This window comes from Rhizobium sp. 01N424 (assembly GCF_056399485.1).
On record NZ_JBFTRK010000018.1, the window covers coordinates 37,483 to 55,859 of the forward strand.

At 61.7% G+C, this 18,377-nt stretch carries 19 protein-coding genes; 7 read left to right on the top strand and 12 right to left on the bottom strand.

Going from position 1 to position 18,377, the window contains the following annotated elements:
* Nucleotides 1–25 precede the first annotated feature (25 nt).
* Genes AC1DNK_RS28025 through AC1DNK_RS28040 form a run of 4 tightly spaced genes read left to right on the top strand, consistent with a single transcriptional unit; the run spans nt 26 to nt 5,312 of the window.
* A complete protein-coding gene (locus AC1DNK_RS28025) occupies nt 26–1,021 on the top strand; it encodes a glycosyltransferase family 2 protein (RefSeq protein WP_477944386.1) in 996 nt (331 codons plus the stop codon).
* Nucleotides 1,021–1,947, top strand: coding sequence for a glycosyltransferase family 2 protein (locus AC1DNK_RS28030; RefSeq protein WP_477944346.1), 927 nt, complete (start codon nt 1,021–1,023; stop codon nt 1,945–1,947). The genes AC1DNK_RS28025 and AC1DNK_RS28030 overlap by 1 nt, the downstream gene beginning before the upstream one ends.
* A complete protein-coding gene (locus tag AC1DNK_RS28035; RefSeq protein ID WP_477944348.1) occupies nt 1,944–2,948 on the top strand; it encodes a glycosyltransferase family 2 protein in 1,005 nt (334 codons plus the stop codon). The genes AC1DNK_RS28030 and AC1DNK_RS28035 overlap by 4 nt, the downstream gene beginning before the upstream one ends.
* Nucleotides 2,949–2,954: 6 nt before the next feature.
* Complete coding sequence (locus AC1DNK_RS28040) at nt 2,955–5,312, top strand: polysaccharide biosynthesis tyrosine autokinase (RefSeq protein WP_477944349.1); 2,358 nt, start codon at nt 2,955–2,957, stop codon at nt 5,310–5,312.
* Here AC1DNK_RS28040 and AC1DNK_RS28045 read toward each other — a convergent pair whose 3' ends face one another.
* Nucleotides 5,313–6,050 carry a metallophosphoesterase family protein gene (locus AC1DNK_RS28045; RefSeq protein WP_477944351.1) on the bottom strand — a complete coding sequence of 246 codons (738 nt, stop codon included), beginning with the start codon at nt 6,048–6,050 and terminating at the stop codon, nt 5,313–5,315. It abuts the gene before it with no gap.
* A gap of 228 nt (nt 6,051–6,278) precedes the next feature.
* On the opposite strand from AC1DNK_RS28045, the gene AC1DNK_RS28050 reads away from it, so the two are divergent.
* A complete protein-coding gene (locus tag AC1DNK_RS28050) occupies nt 6,279–7,364 on the top strand; it encodes an acyl-CoA dehydrogenase family protein (protein WP_477944353.1) in 1,086 nt (361 codons plus the stop codon).
* Here AC1DNK_RS28050 and AC1DNK_RS28055 read toward each other — a convergent pair whose 3' ends face one another.
* On the bottom strand, nt 7,365–7,835 hold the full coding sequence (locus AC1DNK_RS28055) for an RrF2 family transcriptional regulator (protein ID WP_112518358.1): 471 nt from the start codon (nt 7,833–7,835) through the stop codon (nt 7,365–7,367).
* 434 nt (nt 7,836–8,269) lie between these two features.
* On the opposite strand from AC1DNK_RS28055, the gene AC1DNK_RS28060 reads away from it, so the two are divergent.
* The gene (locus AC1DNK_RS28060; RefSeq protein ID WP_112518359.1) at nt 8,270–9,418 is read left to right on the top strand and encodes a porin; all 1,149 of its coding nucleotides are present in this window, start codon (nt 8,270–8,272) and stop codon (nt 9,416–9,418) included.
* A 105-nt stretch (nt 9,419–9,523) separates the two neighbouring features.
* Here the strand turns inward: AC1DNK_RS28060 and AC1DNK_RS28065 are convergent, their stop codons facing one another.
* The 3 genes from AC1DNK_RS28065 to katG form a co-directional block, all read right to left on the bottom strand.
* Nucleotides 9,524–9,979: an RrF2 family transcriptional regulator gene (locus AC1DNK_RS28065; protein ID WP_162698756.1), complete on the bottom strand. Its 456-nt coding sequence runs from the start codon at nt 9,977–9,979 to the stop codon at nt 9,524–9,526.
* Between the two features lie 79 nt (nt 9,980–10,058).
* Entirely contained in the window at nt 10,059–10,757 is a 699-nt protein-coding gene (locus tag AC1DNK_RS28070; protein WP_477944356.1) for a hypothetical protein, read from the bottom strand.
* A gap of 200 nt (nt 10,758–10,957) precedes the next feature.
* Nucleotides 10,958–13,150, bottom strand: coding sequence for a catalase/peroxidase HPI (katG, locus tag AC1DNK_RS28075; protein WP_477944358.1), 2,193 nt, complete (start codon nt 13,148–13,150; stop codon nt 10,958–10,960).
* A gap of 160 nt (nt 13,151–13,310) precedes the next feature.
* Between katG and AC1DNK_RS28080 the strand changes: the two genes are divergently transcribed.
* Nucleotides 13,311–14,228, top strand: a complete 918-nt coding sequence (locus AC1DNK_RS28080; RefSeq protein WP_477944360.1) for a LysR substrate-binding domain-containing protein — start codon at nt 13,311–13,313, stop codon at nt 14,226–14,228.
* A gap of 139 nt (nt 14,229–14,367) precedes the next feature.
* Here AC1DNK_RS28080 and AC1DNK_RS28085 read toward each other — a convergent pair whose 3' ends face one another.
* From AC1DNK_RS28085 to AC1DNK_RS28115, 7 genes are all read right to left on the bottom strand, one after another.
* Nucleotides 14,368–15,027: a peroxiredoxin gene (locus tag AC1DNK_RS28085; protein ID WP_112538862.1), complete on the bottom strand. Its 660-nt coding sequence runs from the start codon at nt 15,025–15,027 to the stop codon at nt 14,368–14,370.
* 77 nt (nt 15,028–15,104) lie between these two features.
* Complete coding sequence (locus tag AC1DNK_RS28090) at nt 15,105–15,701, bottom strand: RBBP9/YdeN family alpha/beta hydrolase (protein WP_477944362.1); 597 nt, start codon at nt 15,699–15,701, stop codon at nt 15,105–15,107.
* Nucleotides 15,702–15,713: 12 nt separating this feature from the next.
* Nucleotides 15,714–15,854: a hypothetical protein gene (locus AC1DNK_RS28095; RefSeq protein WP_310293858.1), complete on the bottom strand. Its 141-nt coding sequence runs from the start codon at nt 15,852–15,854 to the stop codon at nt 15,714–15,716.
* A gap of 10 nt (nt 15,855–15,864) precedes the next feature.
* Entirely contained in the window at nt 15,865–16,020 is a 156-nt protein-coding gene (locus tag AC1DNK_RS28100) for a hypothetical protein (RefSeq protein ID WP_477944364.1), read from the bottom strand.
* 24 nt (nt 16,021–16,044) lie between these two features.
* The gene (locus tag AC1DNK_RS28105; protein WP_162698748.1) at nt 16,045–16,218 is read right to left on the bottom strand and encodes a hypothetical protein; all 174 of its coding nucleotides are present in this window, start codon (nt 16,216–16,218) and stop codon (nt 16,045–16,047) included.
* 4 nt (nt 16,219–16,222) lie between these two features.
* A complete protein-coding gene (gene msuE / locus AC1DNK_RS28110; protein ID WP_477944366.1) occupies nt 16,223–16,780 on the bottom strand; it encodes an FMN reductase in 558 nt (185 codons plus the stop codon).
* A 174-nt stretch (nt 16,781–16,954) separates the two neighbouring features.
* Nucleotides 16,955–18,361 carry an FAD/NAD(P)-binding protein gene (locus tag AC1DNK_RS28115; RefSeq protein ID WP_477944368.1) on the bottom strand — a complete coding sequence of 469 codons (1,407 nt, stop codon included), beginning with the start codon at nt 18,359–18,361 and terminating at the stop codon, nt 16,955–16,957.
* Nucleotides 18,362–18,377 lie beyond the last annotated feature (16 nt).

Here is an 18,377-nt window from a genome sequence, read left to right on the forward strand (position 1 = left end):
CGCAGCTCAAGAAGGGTTGACTGCCATGAAGACTGATGTCCGTACCAGCGTCTCCAGCCTCATCATCATTCCCTGCCTGAATGAAGCCAAGCATATCGAGCCGCTGATCGAAAAGCTCGATCCGGCGCTCGACGACCTCAATGCCCGGATCGTCGTTGCCGATGGCGGCAGCACAGACGGCACGCGCGAGATCGTCGCCCGCATCAGCGAGGCGGATCACCGCGTCATCCTGCTCGACAATCCGCGCCGGCTGCAAAGCGCCGCGATCAATCTCGCCGTCAGCACCTTCGGCCGCGACTACGAATATTTCATCCGCATCGACGCCCATGGCGATTATCCGGACGACTACTGCCAGCGCCTCGTCGAGGAAGCGCAGGATACGGAAGCCGATTCCGTCGTCGTCGCCATGGAAACTGTCGGCTTCGGCATGTTCCAGAAGGCGACTGCCTTCGCCCAGAACTCCAAGCTCGGCAATGGCGGCTCCAAGCATCGCGAGGGTGCCGAGGGCCATTGGACCGATCACGGCCATCACGCGCTGATGCGCGTCAACGCCTTCGAGACCGTCGGCGGCTACGATGAGAGCTTCAGCCATAATGAGGACGCGGAATTGGACTACCGTCTGAAAAAGGCGGGGTTCGGCATCTGGATGACAGACAAGACGCGGATGATCTATTATCCGCGTTCGAGCGTCAAAACGCTCTTCCGGCAATATCTCGGCTACGGCCGGGGGCGCGCCAAGAACATCCTGAAGCATGGCAATATGCCGAAGCTTCGCCAGATGCTGCCGCTTGCAGTCGTGCCGGTCTTCATCGGTGCATTTCTTGCCGTGCTGAATTGGATCGCCGTGATTCCCTTCAGCCTCTGGGCAATCGCCTGCGTCGGCTACGGCTTCTGGATGGCCGTCGGCCAGCGCAATCCTTACGGGCCGCTCGCGGCCCTCTCGGCCATGGTGATGCATTTCGCCTGGTCGGCCGGTTTCTGGATGGAGCTCCTGAGCTTCCGCAACCGGAAGGTCTCCTGATGAAGGATCAGATCATGCAGATCGACATTGGTGTTTGCACATACCGGCGCGCGTCGCTGGACGAGGCCCTGCTTTCGCTGGCCATGCTCGCTGTGCCCGAGAATGTGCGCCTGCGCATCATCGTTGCCGATAACGATCAGACGCCGAGCGCTAGAGGCCGCGTAGAAGCACTTCGCTCGACCATTCCGCACCCGATCGCCTATGTGCACTGCCCGGCCTCGAACATCTCGATCGCCCGCAACGCATGCCTGGAAAACGCCACCGGCAATTATCTCGCCTTCATCGATGACGACGAGGATGCCTCGGAAAACTGGCTGGTCGAGCTGCTGCATACCGCTGAAAAGACCACGGCGGATGCCGTGCTCGGCCCGGTCCGCAGCGTCTATGCGCAGACAGCACCCGCCTGGATGCGCGAGGGCGATTTCCATTCCACCCTACCCGTCTGGGTCGATGGCGAGATCCGCACCGGTTATACCTGCAACGTGCTGCTGCGCCTTTCCTCCCGCCATGTCGAGGGCCGCCGCTTCAATCTCGCGCTCGGCAAGACCGGTGGCGAGGATACGGAATTCTTCAGCTACCTGCATCGGGAAGGCGGCAAGATCGCCTTTGCCCCTGAAGCGCATGTCTACGAGCCGGTTCCGGAAAACCGCGCCGACCTCTCCTGGCTGGCAAAGCGCCGCTTCCGCTTCGGCCAGACGCATGGCCGCCTGCTGCAGGAAAACAGCAAGGGTCTGAGCCGCGTGAAGGCCATCGGCATTGCCTCGGCCAAGGCCAGCTACTGCCTGGGCGTTGCCGCCCTCTGCATCCTCGTGCCGGTCCCGCGCTATCGCTATGCACTGCGCGGCACGATGCATATCGGCGTCGTCAGCGGTCTGCTCGGCGTTCGCGAAATCCGCCAATATGGCGCTGTCGAGGGGGCCGCATGAGCGAAAAGCTGCCCGATATCAGCTTTATCATTGCAGCCTACAATGCTGCCGAAACGCTGGACAAGGCGATCGGCAGCGCATTGGCGCAGGTGGGTGTCAGCGTCGAAGTCATCGTCGCCGACGATTGCTCGACGGATGCGACCCGCGCCGTCGCCGCTGCTTACGGCGGCAATGTCCGCATGATCGCGCTCGAGAGGAACGGTGGCCCCTCCGCCGCCCGCAACGCGGCGATCAGCGCAGCCCGCGGGCGCTGGCTTGCGACACTCGATGCCGACGACACGATCGAACCGGATCGCCTGCTGCGCATGATCACCCGCGCCGAAGCTGCGGGTGCTCAGATCGCCGTGGACAACATGCGGGTGATCCGCGCCGACGGAACGCTGCCCGAAACCATGTTTTCACCGGCCGCTCTGGCGGCAACGCCGATGCTGACGCTGCCGGCATTCATCCGCTCCAACGCGCTGTTTCGCAGCGAGCACAATTTCGGCTACCTGAAGCCCGTTTTCGAGCGCGCCTTCATCGAGCGCCATCATCTGCGTTTCGACGAAAATCTCCGGATCGGCGAAGACTATCTCTTCCTCGCGTCCGCCATGGCGCTCGGCGCCACCTGCGTCATCGAGCCCGAGCCGGGCTACAATTATCATATCCGCGAAGGATCGATTTCGCGGATTCTCGATATCAGGCACATCGAGGCGATGATGGAAGGCGACCGCCGGTTTCTATCGCGCCACAACCTCGACGCTGCAGCCACGGCCGCCCAGACGTTTCGCACCCGCAGCCTCCGGCAGGCGCATGCCTTTCTTGAACTCGTGGATGGCATCAAGCAGCGCTCCCTCTCCCGGGCGCTTCGTGCCGCCTGGCGCGATCCGCTGGCCATCGCTCATCTCAGAATGCCAATCGCAATCCGTTTGAACCGCATGACGGCAGCCCTTCGCGGCGCTGCTATCCGGAATTCGGAAGTCACAGTCACAGGCGGCGCTTCGCGCTCGCGCAAAGGATAAGAGCCCATGAACCAACGAAACCTGACCCTGCACAGCACAGTCCCGAAGGCCCCTGACGATAGCGACAGCTTTATCGACATCGATCGCCTGATCGCCATTGTGATCCGCCGGGCTGGTTCGATTGCGCTCTGCGTTGCGGCGCTGGTGGCACTCGCCAGCGTCTATCTGCTGTTCGCCACGCCGCAATATACCTCGATGACGCAGATCCTGCTGGATGACAGCATGACCAAATATGCCGAGGATCAGGCGCCGGCCGCCAGCTCCCAGCAGGTGGACATGCAGATCGCCAGCGCCGTCGAAATCCTGAAATCGACCGAACTGGCGCTGCGCGTCGTCGATGCGCAGAACCTGTCGGAAAACCAGACGATCCTCGACACCGGCCAGGGCCCCGTCGATCTCGTGAAATCCGGCCTCAAGGTCGTCGTCAGCGCATTGACGCCCGGTGGCCCGCCGGTTTCGGACGATGATGCCAAGGAAGGCCGCCGCCAGAAGGCCGCCGCCATGCTGCAGCAGGCGCTGAACGTGTCCCGCGTCACCCGCAGCTCGGTGATCGCCGTCTCGTTCCGCTCGACGGACAGGATGCTCGCCGCCCGGATTACCAAGGCCTATGCCGACGCCTATCTCAACGACACGCTGAACGCCAATTTCGATGCCACCGAGCGCGCCTCTGTCTGGCTGCAGGAGCGCCTTGCCGACCTGCGCAACCGTTCGCAGGTGGCCGCCCTCGAAGTTGCCAAGTTCAAGACCGAGAATGGGCTGACCTCGGCGAACGGCGAACTGATGTCCGAGCAGCAGCTGGCCGACCTCAACAAGCAGCTGATCGTCTCGCAGGCCGATACCGCCAGCGCTTCGGCCCGCTACAACCAGTTCAAGTCGATCGTCGATCAAGGCCCGGACGGCGCCGTCAACAATGCGGCGATCTCCTCCGGCCAGACCGACAATTCGGTTATCCAGGATCTGCGCACGCGCTACATCTCGGTTAGCCGCCGCGAAGCCGAGATCACCACCAATTTCGGCGCCGACCATCCGCAGGCTGTCCAGCTTCGTACGGAAAAGGCCGATCTCACGCGCCAGATCTTCCAGGAACTGCAGCAGCTGACCTCCAGCTACCGCAACGAATTCGAAGTCGCCCGCACACGCGAGGCGTCGCTGCGCCAGAACATCGAGCACCTGACCGGCAAGAATTCGGAGTCCAACAAGTCGATCGTTCAGCTCAACGATCTGGAACAGCGCGCAACGGCGCTGAAGACGCTCTACGAATCCTATCTCGCCCGTTACGAGCAGGCCTCGCAGCAGCAGTCCTTCCCGATAGCCAAGGCACGCGTGATCTCTGAAGCCGGTGTCCCGGCCTCGCCTTCCAGCCCGAAGAAGACCATGACGCTCGGTCTCGCCATCGTGCTCGGCCTGATGGCCGGTGGCGCACTGACCGCTTTCCAGGAATTCCGCGAACGCTTCTTCCGTGTCGAAGGCGATGTACGCACCATCCTCGGCCTCAAGTTCCTCGGGTACCTGCCGCTGGTCGGCAAGCCGCCGAAGGAGCGCAAGGTGTTCAAACCGCGCAAGGAGCCCCTACCGCAGCCGGTCGAGACAGCGGCCGATGACGGAGCCAGCTTCGAGCGCATCATGCGCATCGTTCTGGAAGCGCCGCGCTCGGTCTTTGCCGAAACGCTGCGCAATGCCAAGCTTGCCAGCGACGTCATGTTCCAGGGCAAGTCCGACCGTGTCATCGGCGTCGTCTCCGCTCTCCCCGGCGAAGGCAAGTCCACGACTGCTGCCAACTTCGCGGCACTGCTGGCATCCAGCGGCAAGCGCACGCTGCTGATCGACGCCGACTTGCGCAATCCCGGCCTGACCCGCATGCTGAAACAGCCGCCGCAAAAGGGTCTGGTCGAGGCCGTGCTCGGCGAAATCCCCTGGGCCAGCGCCGTCAAGGTCGACAACCGCACCAAGCTCGCCATCCTGCCGGTCGTGTCCAACGACAACCTGATGCATACGAGCGAGCTGCTGGCGTCGCAGGGCATGTTCAACCTGATGGAAAACGCCCGCAAGATGTTCGACTACGTCGTCGTCGATCTGGCGCCGCTTGGTCCTGTCATCGACGCCAAGGCCTTTGCGCCGCAGGTCGATGGCTTCCTCTTCGTCACCGAATGGGGCCAGACACCGACGACGGTGGTGCGCGACATCCTGAATGCCGAGCCACAGATCAAGCAGAAGATCCTCGGCGTTATCCTCAACAAGACGGATATGTCGGAGCTCAGCAAATTCAGCAACTTCGGCGGCACCGAACGCTACCGCCAGAAATATGTGAGCTATTATACCGACGAGATCCCGAAGAAGCCGGAACCGGCTGAAACGAACGCCTGATCAGGTGGAGAAAAGGTGGACCTGACCGCGCCAGAACCGGGCGACGGTCAGTCTGCCTGTCTTGAACGCCCGCGTATCGAGATTGAGGCGCATTGCCTCGATCTCCGGCTCCTCGACCGGCGTATGGCCGTGGACGACAAGCTTCGGCAGCGGCTTCATGGCCTGGAAAAAGCGCTCGCGGATGAAGACGAGATCTTCGTCGCTTTGCCGCTCCAGCGGCAGTGTCGGATCGATGCCGGCGTGGACGAAGAGAATATCCGGCGTATCCGCATAGATCGGCATTTCCCGCAGGAAATCGATATGCGGCTTCGGCAGCGACTGGCGGATGAAGGTATCCAGCTTCGAGGCCGTCGGAAAAATCAGCGGCAGATGCTCGGGATCGAGACCGTAGGAGCGCAGCAGTGCATCGGCGCCCATCCGCATCCATTCGGCATAGGAAATCTTGCCGTCGATATAGTCGAGCATCATGATCTCGTGATTGCCGGTCAGGCAGATCCGGTCGAAATTCTCCGGCGGCGGCATCATCAGATGCGAGATCACCTGGGCCGACGACGGCCCGCGGTCAATATAGTCCCCAAGCGTGATGAGCAGCTTGCGGCCCGGAAGACGCGCCGCATCCCTGATGATCGTGTGCTCTGCCATCTCCAGCAGGTCGTGGCGGCCGTGGATATCCCCGATCGCATAGATCGGCATATCGCCGGGGTCGAACTGGAGGCGCTGCCGGGATGGCGATGACATGGTCCTAACCTCACGGTCGTCGTCTGCGAATGAATGAGCCATAGTCGATCCCGCGCTGTGCTGGAAGCCGTGAAGTGCGAATTGTGAGCTTTACGAAATAGTTAGGCAAAAGGCTGCGGCTGGCAAGCTGGTAGAAAAATTCAAACCGTACCGATTTTGTAGAAAATGCGGCCTTATCAACAAGGATGGGATCGATCACTCATACGGACATCAGGAAGAGAATGACCGATGGGAACAGTATCGCAATTGCACGACCGGTTGAGACCGGCCGCACACCGGATCGAGAGCGAGGAAGAAGCGGTCGCCGCAGCGCGCCGCCTTGCCGCCGATTTCAGGCGCCAGTCGAGCGAACGCGACATCAATCGCATCCTCCCCTATTCCGAACTCGACTCGCTGTCGCTCTCGGGACTGACGGCGATCACCGTGCCTCCCGAATATGAAGGTCTCGACGTCAGCAACGCGCTGCTGGCGGAGATCGTCGCGATCATCGCCGAGGGAGATGCCTCGATCGGCGAATGCCTGGCAGTCCATTTCGCGGCTTTGGAGGGTTTGCGGCAGCACGCTGGCGACGATCTCAAGCGCCCGCTGTTCACTCGCGCTTTGGCGGGAGACCGCTTTGCCGAAGCAAGCTTCGACACCGATGCTGTTACCGCCCTTCCCCTCGGCCACCGCATCAATGGCCGCAGCCGGCAGGCAACAGCTGTGCTTTTTGCCGACTGGCTGGCGATCTCGACCCCCGGCAACAACCTTCTGCTTTATCTTGCCCGCAGCAGCGAAGGCCTGCAGGTAATCGACAGTTGGGACGGCTTTGGCCAGCGCACCAACGGCACCGCGGCTTTGATCGCTGAGAATGTTCAGACCAATGCAGATGCCGCTGTCAGCCAAGAGGCACCGGCCGTTGCGATCGCCTCGCTGCTGCATGCCGGCGTTGATCTCGGCATTGCCCGCGCCGTTCTGTCGGAATTGCAGGAAGCCGAAATCATGCCGCCGGCCGCAGGCGGGCTGATTGTCGGCATCGAAGCCGCGGCAGCCCTCCTGGAGCGGGCCGGACACAGGCTCGATATCGCCCAGATCAATTCAGGGACGGCGATCACCGAGGCGGCGTTTTCCGCCACCGCCGCGCAGGCGCATTCAAGCGAACTGGCATTACGCACCGCCGCCGCCATTTTCGAGATCGCAAAAGGTGACGTGGGCGGCATCGGCCGCAACCTTGACCGGCACTGGCGCAACGCCCGCATCCGGGCGCTCGGCGGCAAGCTCGCAGGCCTGCATGCGAAAGCAGTCGCCTATTATGGCCCTAACTGGGAAATCTGATCAGCCGGCCGCCGAAACCGGCAGAACCTCGGCGACGTCGGCATCGCCCAGCTTGCCATCCTTGGCGACGAACTGTTCCAGCGTCATGTTGTCGAGGATATCGGCAATTGCGTCGCGAACCTCGGTCATCGACCGGCGGACATGACAGGTCTCGGGATCCGAACAGTCGTCGCAGGCTTCATAAGCCGTGCGGCTGGCGCAGCGGATCGGTGCCAGCGGACCGTCGAGCGTACGGATGACATGGCCGATTCGAATTTCCGATGCCGGACGCGACAGCGAGTAACCGCCGCCCGGTCCCTTTTTCGAGCGCAGGATGCCGACATTGCGAAGCTCGAGCAGGATCGTATCGAGGAACTTCTTCGGGATGTTGTTGCGCGCCGCGACGTCGTTGATGAACGCCGTCTCTCCGGGCGCCAGCCTGGCCAGATCGACCAGCGCCTTCAGCCCGTATTTTCCCTTTTTCGTCAGCATCTTCGATAGCCCTGCAGTATTCGCGCCATTATGCCTTCTTCTATTGTCAAATAACGCCGAAACCATGGGCGCGCAATGAAATAGCCAGCTTTTATATAGGTTACATCGGATTCCTGCGCAGAGTGCCGCCTTTTTCGCACAGGCGACGGCAGGATCCAGCCGTTTCTGTTTTATTTTCAATATCAAAGGCCTTGCTTCGCAGCTGCAGCATGCCCATATCTGCGTTTTCAGATCATCAATTTGTGTCGTTTTGGCAACAGGGGTCCGCAACAGCGTGACCTAACCGTATCTCAGCTTGATACGGTTAGGCTGATGTGCGATCCAATACTCGCGGGTTGCCGCTTTCCCCTGAGGGGATTCGACAAAACTGGGATGGGTTTTTGACGCTGGTTTCTCGGCGCGATCTCCTGCGCCCGATTGAAAAAGGAACTGCTATGAACATTCGTTCTATTCTCATTGGTTCGGCGGCTGCGCTGAGCTCGGTGTCCGGCGCATACGCGGCCGACGCCATTGTTGCAGCTGAGCCGGAAGCTGTTGAATACGTTCGCGTTTGCGACGCTTACGGCACTGGCTACTTCTACATTCCGGGCACCGAAACCTGCCTCAAGATCGGTGGCTACCTCCGCTTCGACGTCGGCTTCGGCTTCGGCGATGCTTACAAGAACAACTCGAACGAAGACTGGTCTTCCCGTACCCGCGCTCACGTCGCCTTCGACGCCAAGAGCGACACGGAATACGGCACACTGACGAGCCGTATCGTTCTTGAAGCCAACAACCGTCCGGTTGCTACAGGTGCAAGCGGCATCACCGCAGAAAGCTCGACGACCCTCGGTGGCGTTTCCACCGGCACGATCATCGACCAGGCCTACATCGATATCGCTGGCCTGCGCGTTGGTAAGTTCACCAGCTGGTGGGACGACGACTTCTCGGGCGAAACCGATGCAATGGCGAACGTGACGAACACGAACGCTGTTCGCTATCAGTATGACGCTGGCGATTTCTACGCAGGCGTAGCGCTCGAAGAACTCGGCGGCAACGACGGCACCTTCACCCGCAGCTCGTCCTTCGTTGGCGGCACGGACGAGCGTGGCAACACCCTCGGCGTTGACGCTTCGGTCGGCGGCAAGTTCTCGAACTTCACCTGGGCTGTCTACGGCGGCTATGACGCTGGCAACCAGGAAGGCGCCGTCACGGCTCGTATCGGTGCAGACGTTGGCCCAGGCAAGGCTGAAGTTGCAGTCATCTGGTCGAGCGGTCTCGGCGATGCCGGCAACGGCGGCAACGCTTACTACGCAAACGGCGAATGGACGGTCGTTGCTCAGTACGCTCTGAAGGCAACCGACAAGTTCACCATCACCCCGGCAGCTCAGTACACCAACAACATCGTAACCGATGCTGACGGCAGCTGGGATGACGGCAGCATGTGGCGCGCCGGCGTGACCCTCGACTACCAGGTCGTTGAAAACCTGAATGCCAAGCTGACCGCGACCTACGTCAAGGAAGACTACGGCAATCAGACGGTTGACGGTAAGGGCGATGCCGACTGGGTTGAAGGCTTCTTCCGCCTGCAGCGCGACTTCTAATGAATTGACGTGCGGTTAGAGACGCACGTCAAGTGATCTGGTTGACCTCCGATCACAGTGAAGAAGCCCGGATTTCCCTCCGGGCTTCTTTTTTATTTGGAGTTTTTAGGAGTGGGTTGCGGCGCTAAGATCGCTGCGATCGAGTGCGCTGATCTGCTCGATGCAATCCTGCACGGTGACACCTTTCAGCACGCCTGCGACGGCGCTGTCGGCCTGCGCACTCAGCTGATCCGATACAGCGCCGATATTGCGGGTGACCGAGCAGATCGAGGGAATGCCTCCCCTTGCCGACCAGGCCTTCTGCTCCGGCAGCACGCTGCCATGAATGTCGAGAAGCTTGATGTCAGGTGCCGGCCTTGCAAGGCGTATCCCACCGTTGACCCCGTCGCTGGAGACGAGGATGCCGGATTTCGACAGAGTCGAGACGATTTTTCTGACAAAACTGGGGTTCGTGTCGAGACTGACGGCCAATAACGGGCTCGTCGTGCGAACGCCCGCGGCCTCGTTGACCGCGACCGTCACTACGATTTGCAGCGCTGTCGGAAACCGTGTGTCACTCATCAATTGTGACATACCGCCGAAACAGCAAAAAATCTAGAACCACTATCGCCGATTGCTGTGAATCGGCGAGTTGCAGTTGCTAGTGGCCGCGGTCGGCCACTTCAAAACTCGTGCCTTCCCCGGTCCCAAGCAAATCGGCGAGCGTCGAAGAGAGGTCAATGCCATCGAGGTCGGCAATGGCTGCCGTGCGGGCCTTGTCGATCAGAGCATCATAGAGATAATCGAAGCTTGTCTTCGGCAGCTTGCGGGCCGGCGTGACGGCGGCATAAATTTCGGCAAGCGAGACCATGCGCGGCGACCGGGCAAGCCGGTAACCTTCATCATCGCCGCTGACAATATCTGCGAACTTCAAAAGGCCGAGGATCGCATCGGCGTCATGCTCGGCTATGCCGCCAATCCGGCAAATCTTGCGGTGCGGCGTCGTGCGCGACTGCGCCTGATTATAGGCAATAGCCAGAACGATGCGCAGCGCCGTCCTGAAAGTTTGGCTCGGCATCACGTCGCTTTCCTCCGTCTCCCGCGTATCGGGATAGGAGGCGATGCCGAAGAGGGTTTTAAACAACTCGGGGCAAGGTGTGGTCATGGTGTGTATCGGCTGTAATTTCTTGGGAGGAATTATCAAAGCAGGATCGCCGCGTATGCGCCTGGGAGGAATTGGCGCCGCGGAGGATGAAATGGAGAGGGTTATCCGTATTGTTGTCAGGATCGACGGCCGTGCGTTCGCCGTACGGTCGTCTCGTCGCTCGCACAGCGCAATCGGCCAGTCGCGATATATCACGACGCTATCTGTAACGGCTGTTCCGGAGATTTTCCATCCCCGTAACTGGAACACACTGTCCAAAAAATGTGATTAATCCAGGCGTAAATTAGTCAGCACAAATGGGTGCAAGGCATAATCCCGCGAGGTTTCGGCGCCTTGGGGAATAAGAGCACCAGATGTCTGGACGCGGTCTACCGCGTCCAGACGGATCCTATCGATCAGACGAGATCGAAACGGTCGGCGTTCATCACCTTGTTCCAGGCGGCAACGAAGTCCTTGACGAACTTCGCCTTGGCGTCTGCCTGGCCATAGACTTCGGCGATGGCGCGCAGCTGCGAATGCGAGCCGAAGATCAGGTCGACGCGCGTGCCGGTCCACTTGAATTCGCCGGTCTTGCGGTCGCGGCCTTCATAAACGCCGTCCTTGCCGGGAGCCGGAGCCCACTGCGTGCCCATATCGAGCAGGTTGACGAAGAAGTCGTTGGAGAGCGTTTCCGGGCGCGACGTGAAGACGCCATGCTCGGGAGCACCGGCCTTCAGCACACGCAGACCACCGATGAGAACGGTCATCTCAGGCGCCGTCAGCGTCAGCAGCTGGGCACGGTCGACGAGCGCTTCTTCGGCCTTGAGGAACTGCTTGCGCTTGCCGTTGACATAGTTCCGGAACGCGTCAGCGCGTGGCTCCAGCGCTGCGAAGGAAGCAGCGTCGGTCTGTGCATCGGACGCATCGGTGCGGCCCGGCGTGAACGGCACGTTGACGGACTGGCCGCCGGCCTTCGCGGCCTTTTCCACACCTGCAGCACCGGCCAGCACGATCAGGTCGGCCAGCGAGAGCTTCTTGCCGCTGTTCTGGGCGGCGTTGAACTCCTTCTGGATGCCTTCGAGAACGCCGAGAACCTTGGCAAGCTGGGCCGGCTGGTTGGCTTCCCAATCCTTCTGCGGCGCAAGACGGACGCGCGCACCATTGGCACCGCCGCGCTTGTCGGAACCGCGGAAGCTCGAGGCGGACGCCCAAGCGGTGGAAACCAGCTCCTGCACGGAAAGACCGGTCGAGAGAACTTTCTCCTTCAGAGCGGCGATGTCCGCATCGTCGATCAACTTGTGATCGACGGCCGGAACGACATCCTGCCAGATCAGATCTTCAGCCGGAACATCCGGGCCGAGATAGCGGGCTTTCGGGCCCATGTCGCGGTGCGTCAGCTTGAACCAGGCGCGAGCGAACGCGTCGGCAAACTCGGCCGGATTTTCCAGGAAGCGGCGCGAGATCTTTTCGTAGATCGGGTCGAAACGCAGCGCTAGGTCACTGGTCAGCATCGTCGGGCGATGCTTCTTCGACGCGTCGAAAGCATCAGGAACCGAAGCTTCGGCGGTCTTCGCCACCCACTGCTTGGCGCCTGCCGGGCTGGTGGTCAGCTCCCATTCGAAGCCGAAGAGGTTTTCGAAGAAAAAGTTGCTCCACTGCGTCGGCGTCTGCGTCCAGGTGACTTCGAGACCGCTGCCGATCGTGTCGCCTGCCCGGCCAGTGCCGAACTTGCTGTTCCAGCCAATCCCCTGATCTTCGATCGCGCCGCCTTCCGGCTCGACACCGACGAGCGACGGATCACCCGCGCCGTGAGTCTTGCCGAAGGTGTGGCCGCCAGCGATCAGCGCCACGGTTTCTTCGTCATTCATCGCCATGCGGGCGAAAGTGTCGCGAATGTCGCGTGCCGACGCGAGCGGATCCGGATTGCCGTTCGGGCCTTCCGGGTTGACGTAGATGAGACCCATCTGCACAGCACCGAGCGGCTCTGCCAGCTCGCGTTCGCCGCTGTAGCGCTCGTCGCCGAGCCATGTGCCTTCAGGACCCCAATAGAGTTCTTCCGGCTCCCAGACGTCGGCACGGCCACCGGCAAAGCCGAAGGTCTTGAAACCCATCGACTCAAGCGCAACGTTGCCGGTCAGGATCAGAAGGTCGGCCCAGGAAATGCTGTTGCCGTATTTCTGCTTGATCGGCCACAGGAGACGGCGGGCCTTGTCGAGGTTGACGTTGTCAGGCCAGCTGTTGAGCGGGGCAAAGCGCTGCTGCCCTTGACCGGCGCCGCCGCGGCCGTCAGTGATGCGGTAGGTACCGGCGCTATGCCAGGCCATGCGGATGAACAGGCCGCCATAGTGACCGAAGTCGGCCGGCCACCATTCCTGCGAATCGGTCATCAGCGCGTGAAGGTCCTGCTTCAGCGCTTCGAGATCGAGCTTCTTGAACTCTTCGGCATAGTTGAAGCCTTCACCCATCGGGTCGGAGCGGACGGAATGGCCATGCAGCATCTGCACGTTGAGCTGGTTCGGCCACCATTCGCGATTGCCTCTGGCGCGCGGCGTGTTACCGCCGTGCGGGACGGGACATTTGCCTGCGCTGTCGGGTTTCTGGTCGTCCATGACGTTCTCCTTGAATTATTCGATGATCTGCCGTCGACAGGGAGGGGCCGTGCCATCTGGCCGGCTGAGCGCCTCGGCGCCTCCTCCCTTACCCTCTTCTTATCGGAAGCATGTGATAAATTTAAGTTGGATTTACTGATTGCCGCGATAAGATAAAGTTATGAATAACCTGACATTGAGACAGCTGCGCTATTTCGAGGCGCTCGCCCGCCACGGCCGTTTCCGCCTTGCCGCGGATGCCTGCGCCATCTCGCAGCCGGCGCTCTCGATGCAGATCAAGGAGCTCGAGGAAGAGCTTGGAAACGATCTCTTCGAACGCAGCGCCCGCGAGGTGAAGCTCACCGCCTTCGGCCAGATGTTCGCCTCCCGCGCTCATGACATTTTACGTGCCGTCGATGAGCTCGGCGATCTCGCCCGCGCATCGCGCGATCCGTTTCTGGCGCGTTTGAGGATCGGCATTATCCCGACCGTTGCGCCCTATCTGCTTCCGGCAATCATAAACGATCTGAACGCCACATTCGACGGGATTCAGATCGACGTGCGCGAGACACAGACCGCAAAGCTCGTGCAGGAGCTGTCACGAGGCGATCTCGATCTGGCGATCGTCGCCCTCCCGGTCTCGGAACCGTCGCTGGCCGAACTGAAACTGTTCGACGAGGAATTCGTGCTCGTCCGCCGTCTGGAAGATGAAGGCCGCCCGGTTCCCGACCGCGACATGCTGCGCGAAATGCGGCTGCTGCTGCTCGAGGAAGGCCATTGCTTCCGCGAACAGGCACTGTCCTTCTGCCGCATCGGCCAGGCGCGGCCGCGGGAAATCATGGAAGGCAGCTCGCTCTCCACGCTGGTCCAGATGGTCGGCGCCGGCATCGGGGTCACGCTGATCCCGGAAATGGCCGTCCCAATCGAAACCCGCTCGGCGCAAGTCTCGATCGCCCGCTTCCAGTCGCCCCGGCCATCACGCACCATCGGCATGATCTGGCGCAACTCGACCCCGCTGGTCAGGCAACTGATGGAAATCGGCGAGGTGATCAGGAGGTCTGCGGGGAGTGCGCAGAGGCAGCATCACGCCGAGGCGTGAAGGCGCTTCGCTTGGAAGCGACGCTCCCGCCCGGAGCCCCGAAGGGTCGGATGAGGGGGCCACGAGCACGGCATTTCCCTCGTCTTGTGGCGAGCATAGCAATGAGGGAGAGTTCAACGAACCCTCCCCTTAATCAACCTCAAGCAGCAGGCTGCTTCGTCTTGCGCAGATACGGCAGCACCGTGTCGAACGAACCAAACCGCGTGATCGCATCCTCATTGGAGACCGCGGCCGTGATGATCACGTCGTCGCCCTGCTGCCAGTTGGCGGGCGTCGCGACCTGATGCTTGGCGGTCAGCTGGATGGAATCGATGGCGCGCAGGATCTCCGCGAAGTTGCGGCCTGTCGTCATCGGATAGGTGAGAACAAGCTTGATCTTCTTGTCTGGGCCGATCACGAAGACCGAGCGCACAGTCGCGTTATCCGCCGGCGTGCGGCCTTCCGAGCTCTCGCCGGCGCCGGCCGGCAGCATATCGTAGAGCTTGGCGACCTTCAGATCCTTGTCGCCGATCAGCGGATACTCGACCTCGAAGCCGGTCGCCGTCTTGATATCGCCCTTCCACTTGGCGTGGCTTTCGACCGGATCGACCGAGATGCCGATGATCTTGACGCCGCGCTGGCGGAATTCGCCCTCGAGTCCGGCCATGGCACCGAGTTCCGTGGTGCAGACAGGCGTGAAGTTCTTCGGATGCGAGAACAGCACCGCCCAGCCATTGCCGATCCAGTCATGAAACTGGATAGGACCCTGGCTGGTGTCAGCACTGAAATCCGGGGCGACGTCATTGATGCGCAGGCTCATGGAATGGGACCTTTATGAAGATGGTGGCAGCCAGGGGCTGGGAATGCCTCATGCCTGACAGGGTGAAATATCCGCCGCTACGCTAGAGGAACTTCCCGCTCCAGTGAATGCCTTTTCGGCGGGATTTTGCTCAGATGCCGCGTCTTTGTTTTCAGCGTTTCGAACAGCCGGTAGCCGCCCGGCCAGCGGCCGTATCCGCTGGCGACATTGATGTGCCCGGCGAGCCCGGCATTGCGCAGATCGCTGCCCCAGAGCCTGGAGAACAGCGTCAGCCGCTCAAGCGACATGTAATGATCGTTGAGGCTGCCGACGAGCATGCTTGGAAACGGCAGCCATTCCGTCGGCATGGTGCCGAAACCGATCTGGCCGGGATGCAGCTTGTCGGTAACCTTGAGATCGCAAGGGGCGACGAGCAGCGCGCCCTTGACGCGCCGGGCCGCCGGCCGTCCGGCCAGACGGGCTGCCAGCAGGCAACCGAGGCTGTGGGCGACGATGAAGGCGTCGCCCGCCCGCTCCAGCTCCGTTTCCAGAGCTTCCAGCCATGGGGTGACGCGCGGATGATCCCAGTCTTCCTGCTGAACCAGACGGCTCTCGGGGTGATCCTTGAGCCAGGCGCTCTGCCAATGCGCCTCTTCCGATCCGAAAAGTCCGGGAACGATAAGTACCGGCGTCATGTCGTCTCCGATCTAGAGAATGCCGAACGTGATGGCAAAAAGCAGAGCAAAGGAGAGTGCCGCGGCAGCCGGTGCGGCTAGATCGGCGCTGCTGCGCAGGATCCGGCCGGACGGTGAAAGCGGCGCCGGACGGCGGTCGTCGAAAACGGCCATGCCAGCCTCCTCAATACCAAGGCCCGGAAGCCGGGGTCCAATAGTAGAATTCATAGTCGCGGGCGCTGGGCTCCCGGTCGCCTTCGGAAAGCAGCGCCGCATCGAGCGGCCGCGGATGGCTGAGCGCCTGCCGCAGGATCGACAGGATTTCGAATACAAGCCTCATAACCCGGTTCTCCTCATGAGATCGTCAGATCGACTGGTTGCGCCTTGCATTGGCAAGCAGGTCTTCGGCACGGGCCACCGGGCCGAAAAGCATCAGCAGGCGGTTCTGTTCACGGACCGGAAGCCGGTAGCGGCGGGAAAAATCGAAGACGTTCCAGAGCTCGTCCGCCATCCGCAAACCCAAGCCAGCGCCGCCCATGACGTTACTCCGCGGCTTGAAGGTTGCGGCGCGAGGCCGGGAAGAAGGCCGCCAGTTCATCGACAACGGCGCCGATCCGGCCGGACAACGGTTCCGACGAGACCTTGTAGTCGGTGAAATCACGATCCGAAGCGTAGACGGCCGTCGGCAGCGTGTGGGCCATGAAGAAACCGAACAGCGGGCGCAGCTGATGCTCGACCATCAGCGCATGCCGGTCACCGCCACCGGTCGCAGTGATGATCACAGGCTTGGAGCGCAGCTCATGCGGCTCGATCAGATCGATCAGATGCTTGAAGTGACCGGGATAGGAGCCCTTGTAGGTCGGCGAGCCGACCACCAGCACGTCGGCATTGACGATATCGTCAATGACGGTGGCAGCCTGCGCATCAAGCTCCTTACGCGACAGCGACGAACCAAGCGACGGACCGACGTCGTGCAAGTCGTAGACCTTCATCGAGAAACCATAGCTTTCAGCCGCCAAACCGGCGATATGGTCGACGAGCGCGTAGGTCTTGGACGGGCGGCTGAAGCTGCCGGCGATTCCCACGAGGCGAAGGGGCATGTCTCTCTCCTTTAATCTTGCGCCAAATATTCTCTATAAATTTAGTGCACTAAAGGAATGGAATTCCATTCTGAAGAGCGGCAGGGAAATTCGATCCCTCAGGTTGAGCTTTGTCCGGGATGGCAATGAGCCGCAGGCGAACAAGCGCCAAAACGGTGTGAAAAGGCGTCTCTATCAGTCAGCCTGCAACAGCTTGCGCTGCAACTCGGCTGCGACGAAGACCGAATGCTCGGTCACCTGCGGCAGGCCCATCAGTTCGCCGAAGGTACCACGCGCCAGCGGCCCGCCGATCAGCAGCGACGGTTCGGCGTCGCCTGCCCGGCCGATCGCCTCGCAACGATCGTTGCAGGCGATGCCCAGCCCCGTCGGATCGAGCTCCAGCCAGCCGGCCTCGGCCAGCTCGCTGAGCCAGAGCTGGCTCTGCAGGATGCCGCCATGCGCCGGCCCCGTGGTCACCACCACGGCGTCGAAGGTCTTCGCCAGCGTGCTGCCGTTGCGAAGCCTCAGCGTGACGCCGATCTCTTCGCCATCACGTTCGGCATCACGAACCGACGCGGCGAGCACCGAAAGCCGCCCCTCGCCGATTGCCTGATCGAGAGCCTCCTCCACCTGCGGAGCGATCCGGAAGCGATGCACATCCCAGAAGGGACGCAGATGCCGGACGATGCGCTGCCGCTCGGCAAGCGCAAGCCCCTGCCAGATCTGCCGTCCATGGCCGCGCACCTCGTCGATGACGGCGTGCCAGCTGATGCCCGCCCTATCCGCCTCGGCAATCGCCCGGCGAATGCTCTTCAGCAGCTGCGAGGCGGTCTTCGCGGGTTGCGCCGTGGAATCACCGAACGGCTCCTGCGCCACCGCGGCATGGCCGCGTGACCGCAAGCCGCGCCGGGAAGCGGAGACGATCTCGCCGTGGTGACCGGCAAGCGAAAGCGATGCGACGATATCTGCCGCCGTCAGACCATTGCCGACGATCAGCACACGGTCATCAGGGCGGATCGCATCGAGCGCGCCTGCGGCCGTCGGATCGGCAACATATCGCGGATGACCGGCGAGTGCGGCCTGCAGCCCGCGGGGTGCGGACGGTGCGGGATGCGTCGTGGCGACCACCAGATAGTCGGCGCGGGTCTCCGCACCGGCACTGTCGGAAATAACCCACTTATCCGATGTCTTCTCGACACCGGTCACCGACGCGCGCCTGTGGATGATCCTGCCCTCGTCAACGAGCGGCTGCACACGGGCGGCAATATAGGCGCCGAAAAGGCTGCGCTTCGGAAAGAGGCTGCCATCGGAGCGAACAGCCCGCGGATCGCCGGCAACGCCATCGGTGGCGGCGATCCAGTCGAGAAAATCTTCCGGCCTATCGGGAAACAGGCTCATGCGGGCGGCGGGCACATTGATGCGGTGCGCCGCATCCGCCGTGTCGTAGGCGAGCCCGCGGCCAAGCTCCTCGCGCGGTTCGAAGACGATGATATCGGCCTGCCCGGGTGCAAGCGCTTGCGCAAGATGATAGGCGGCACCGGCGCCGGATACGCCCCCGCCAATAATTGCCACGACCTTGGAAAGACCGCCACCGCTGTTCATCACGTTATCGTACCTG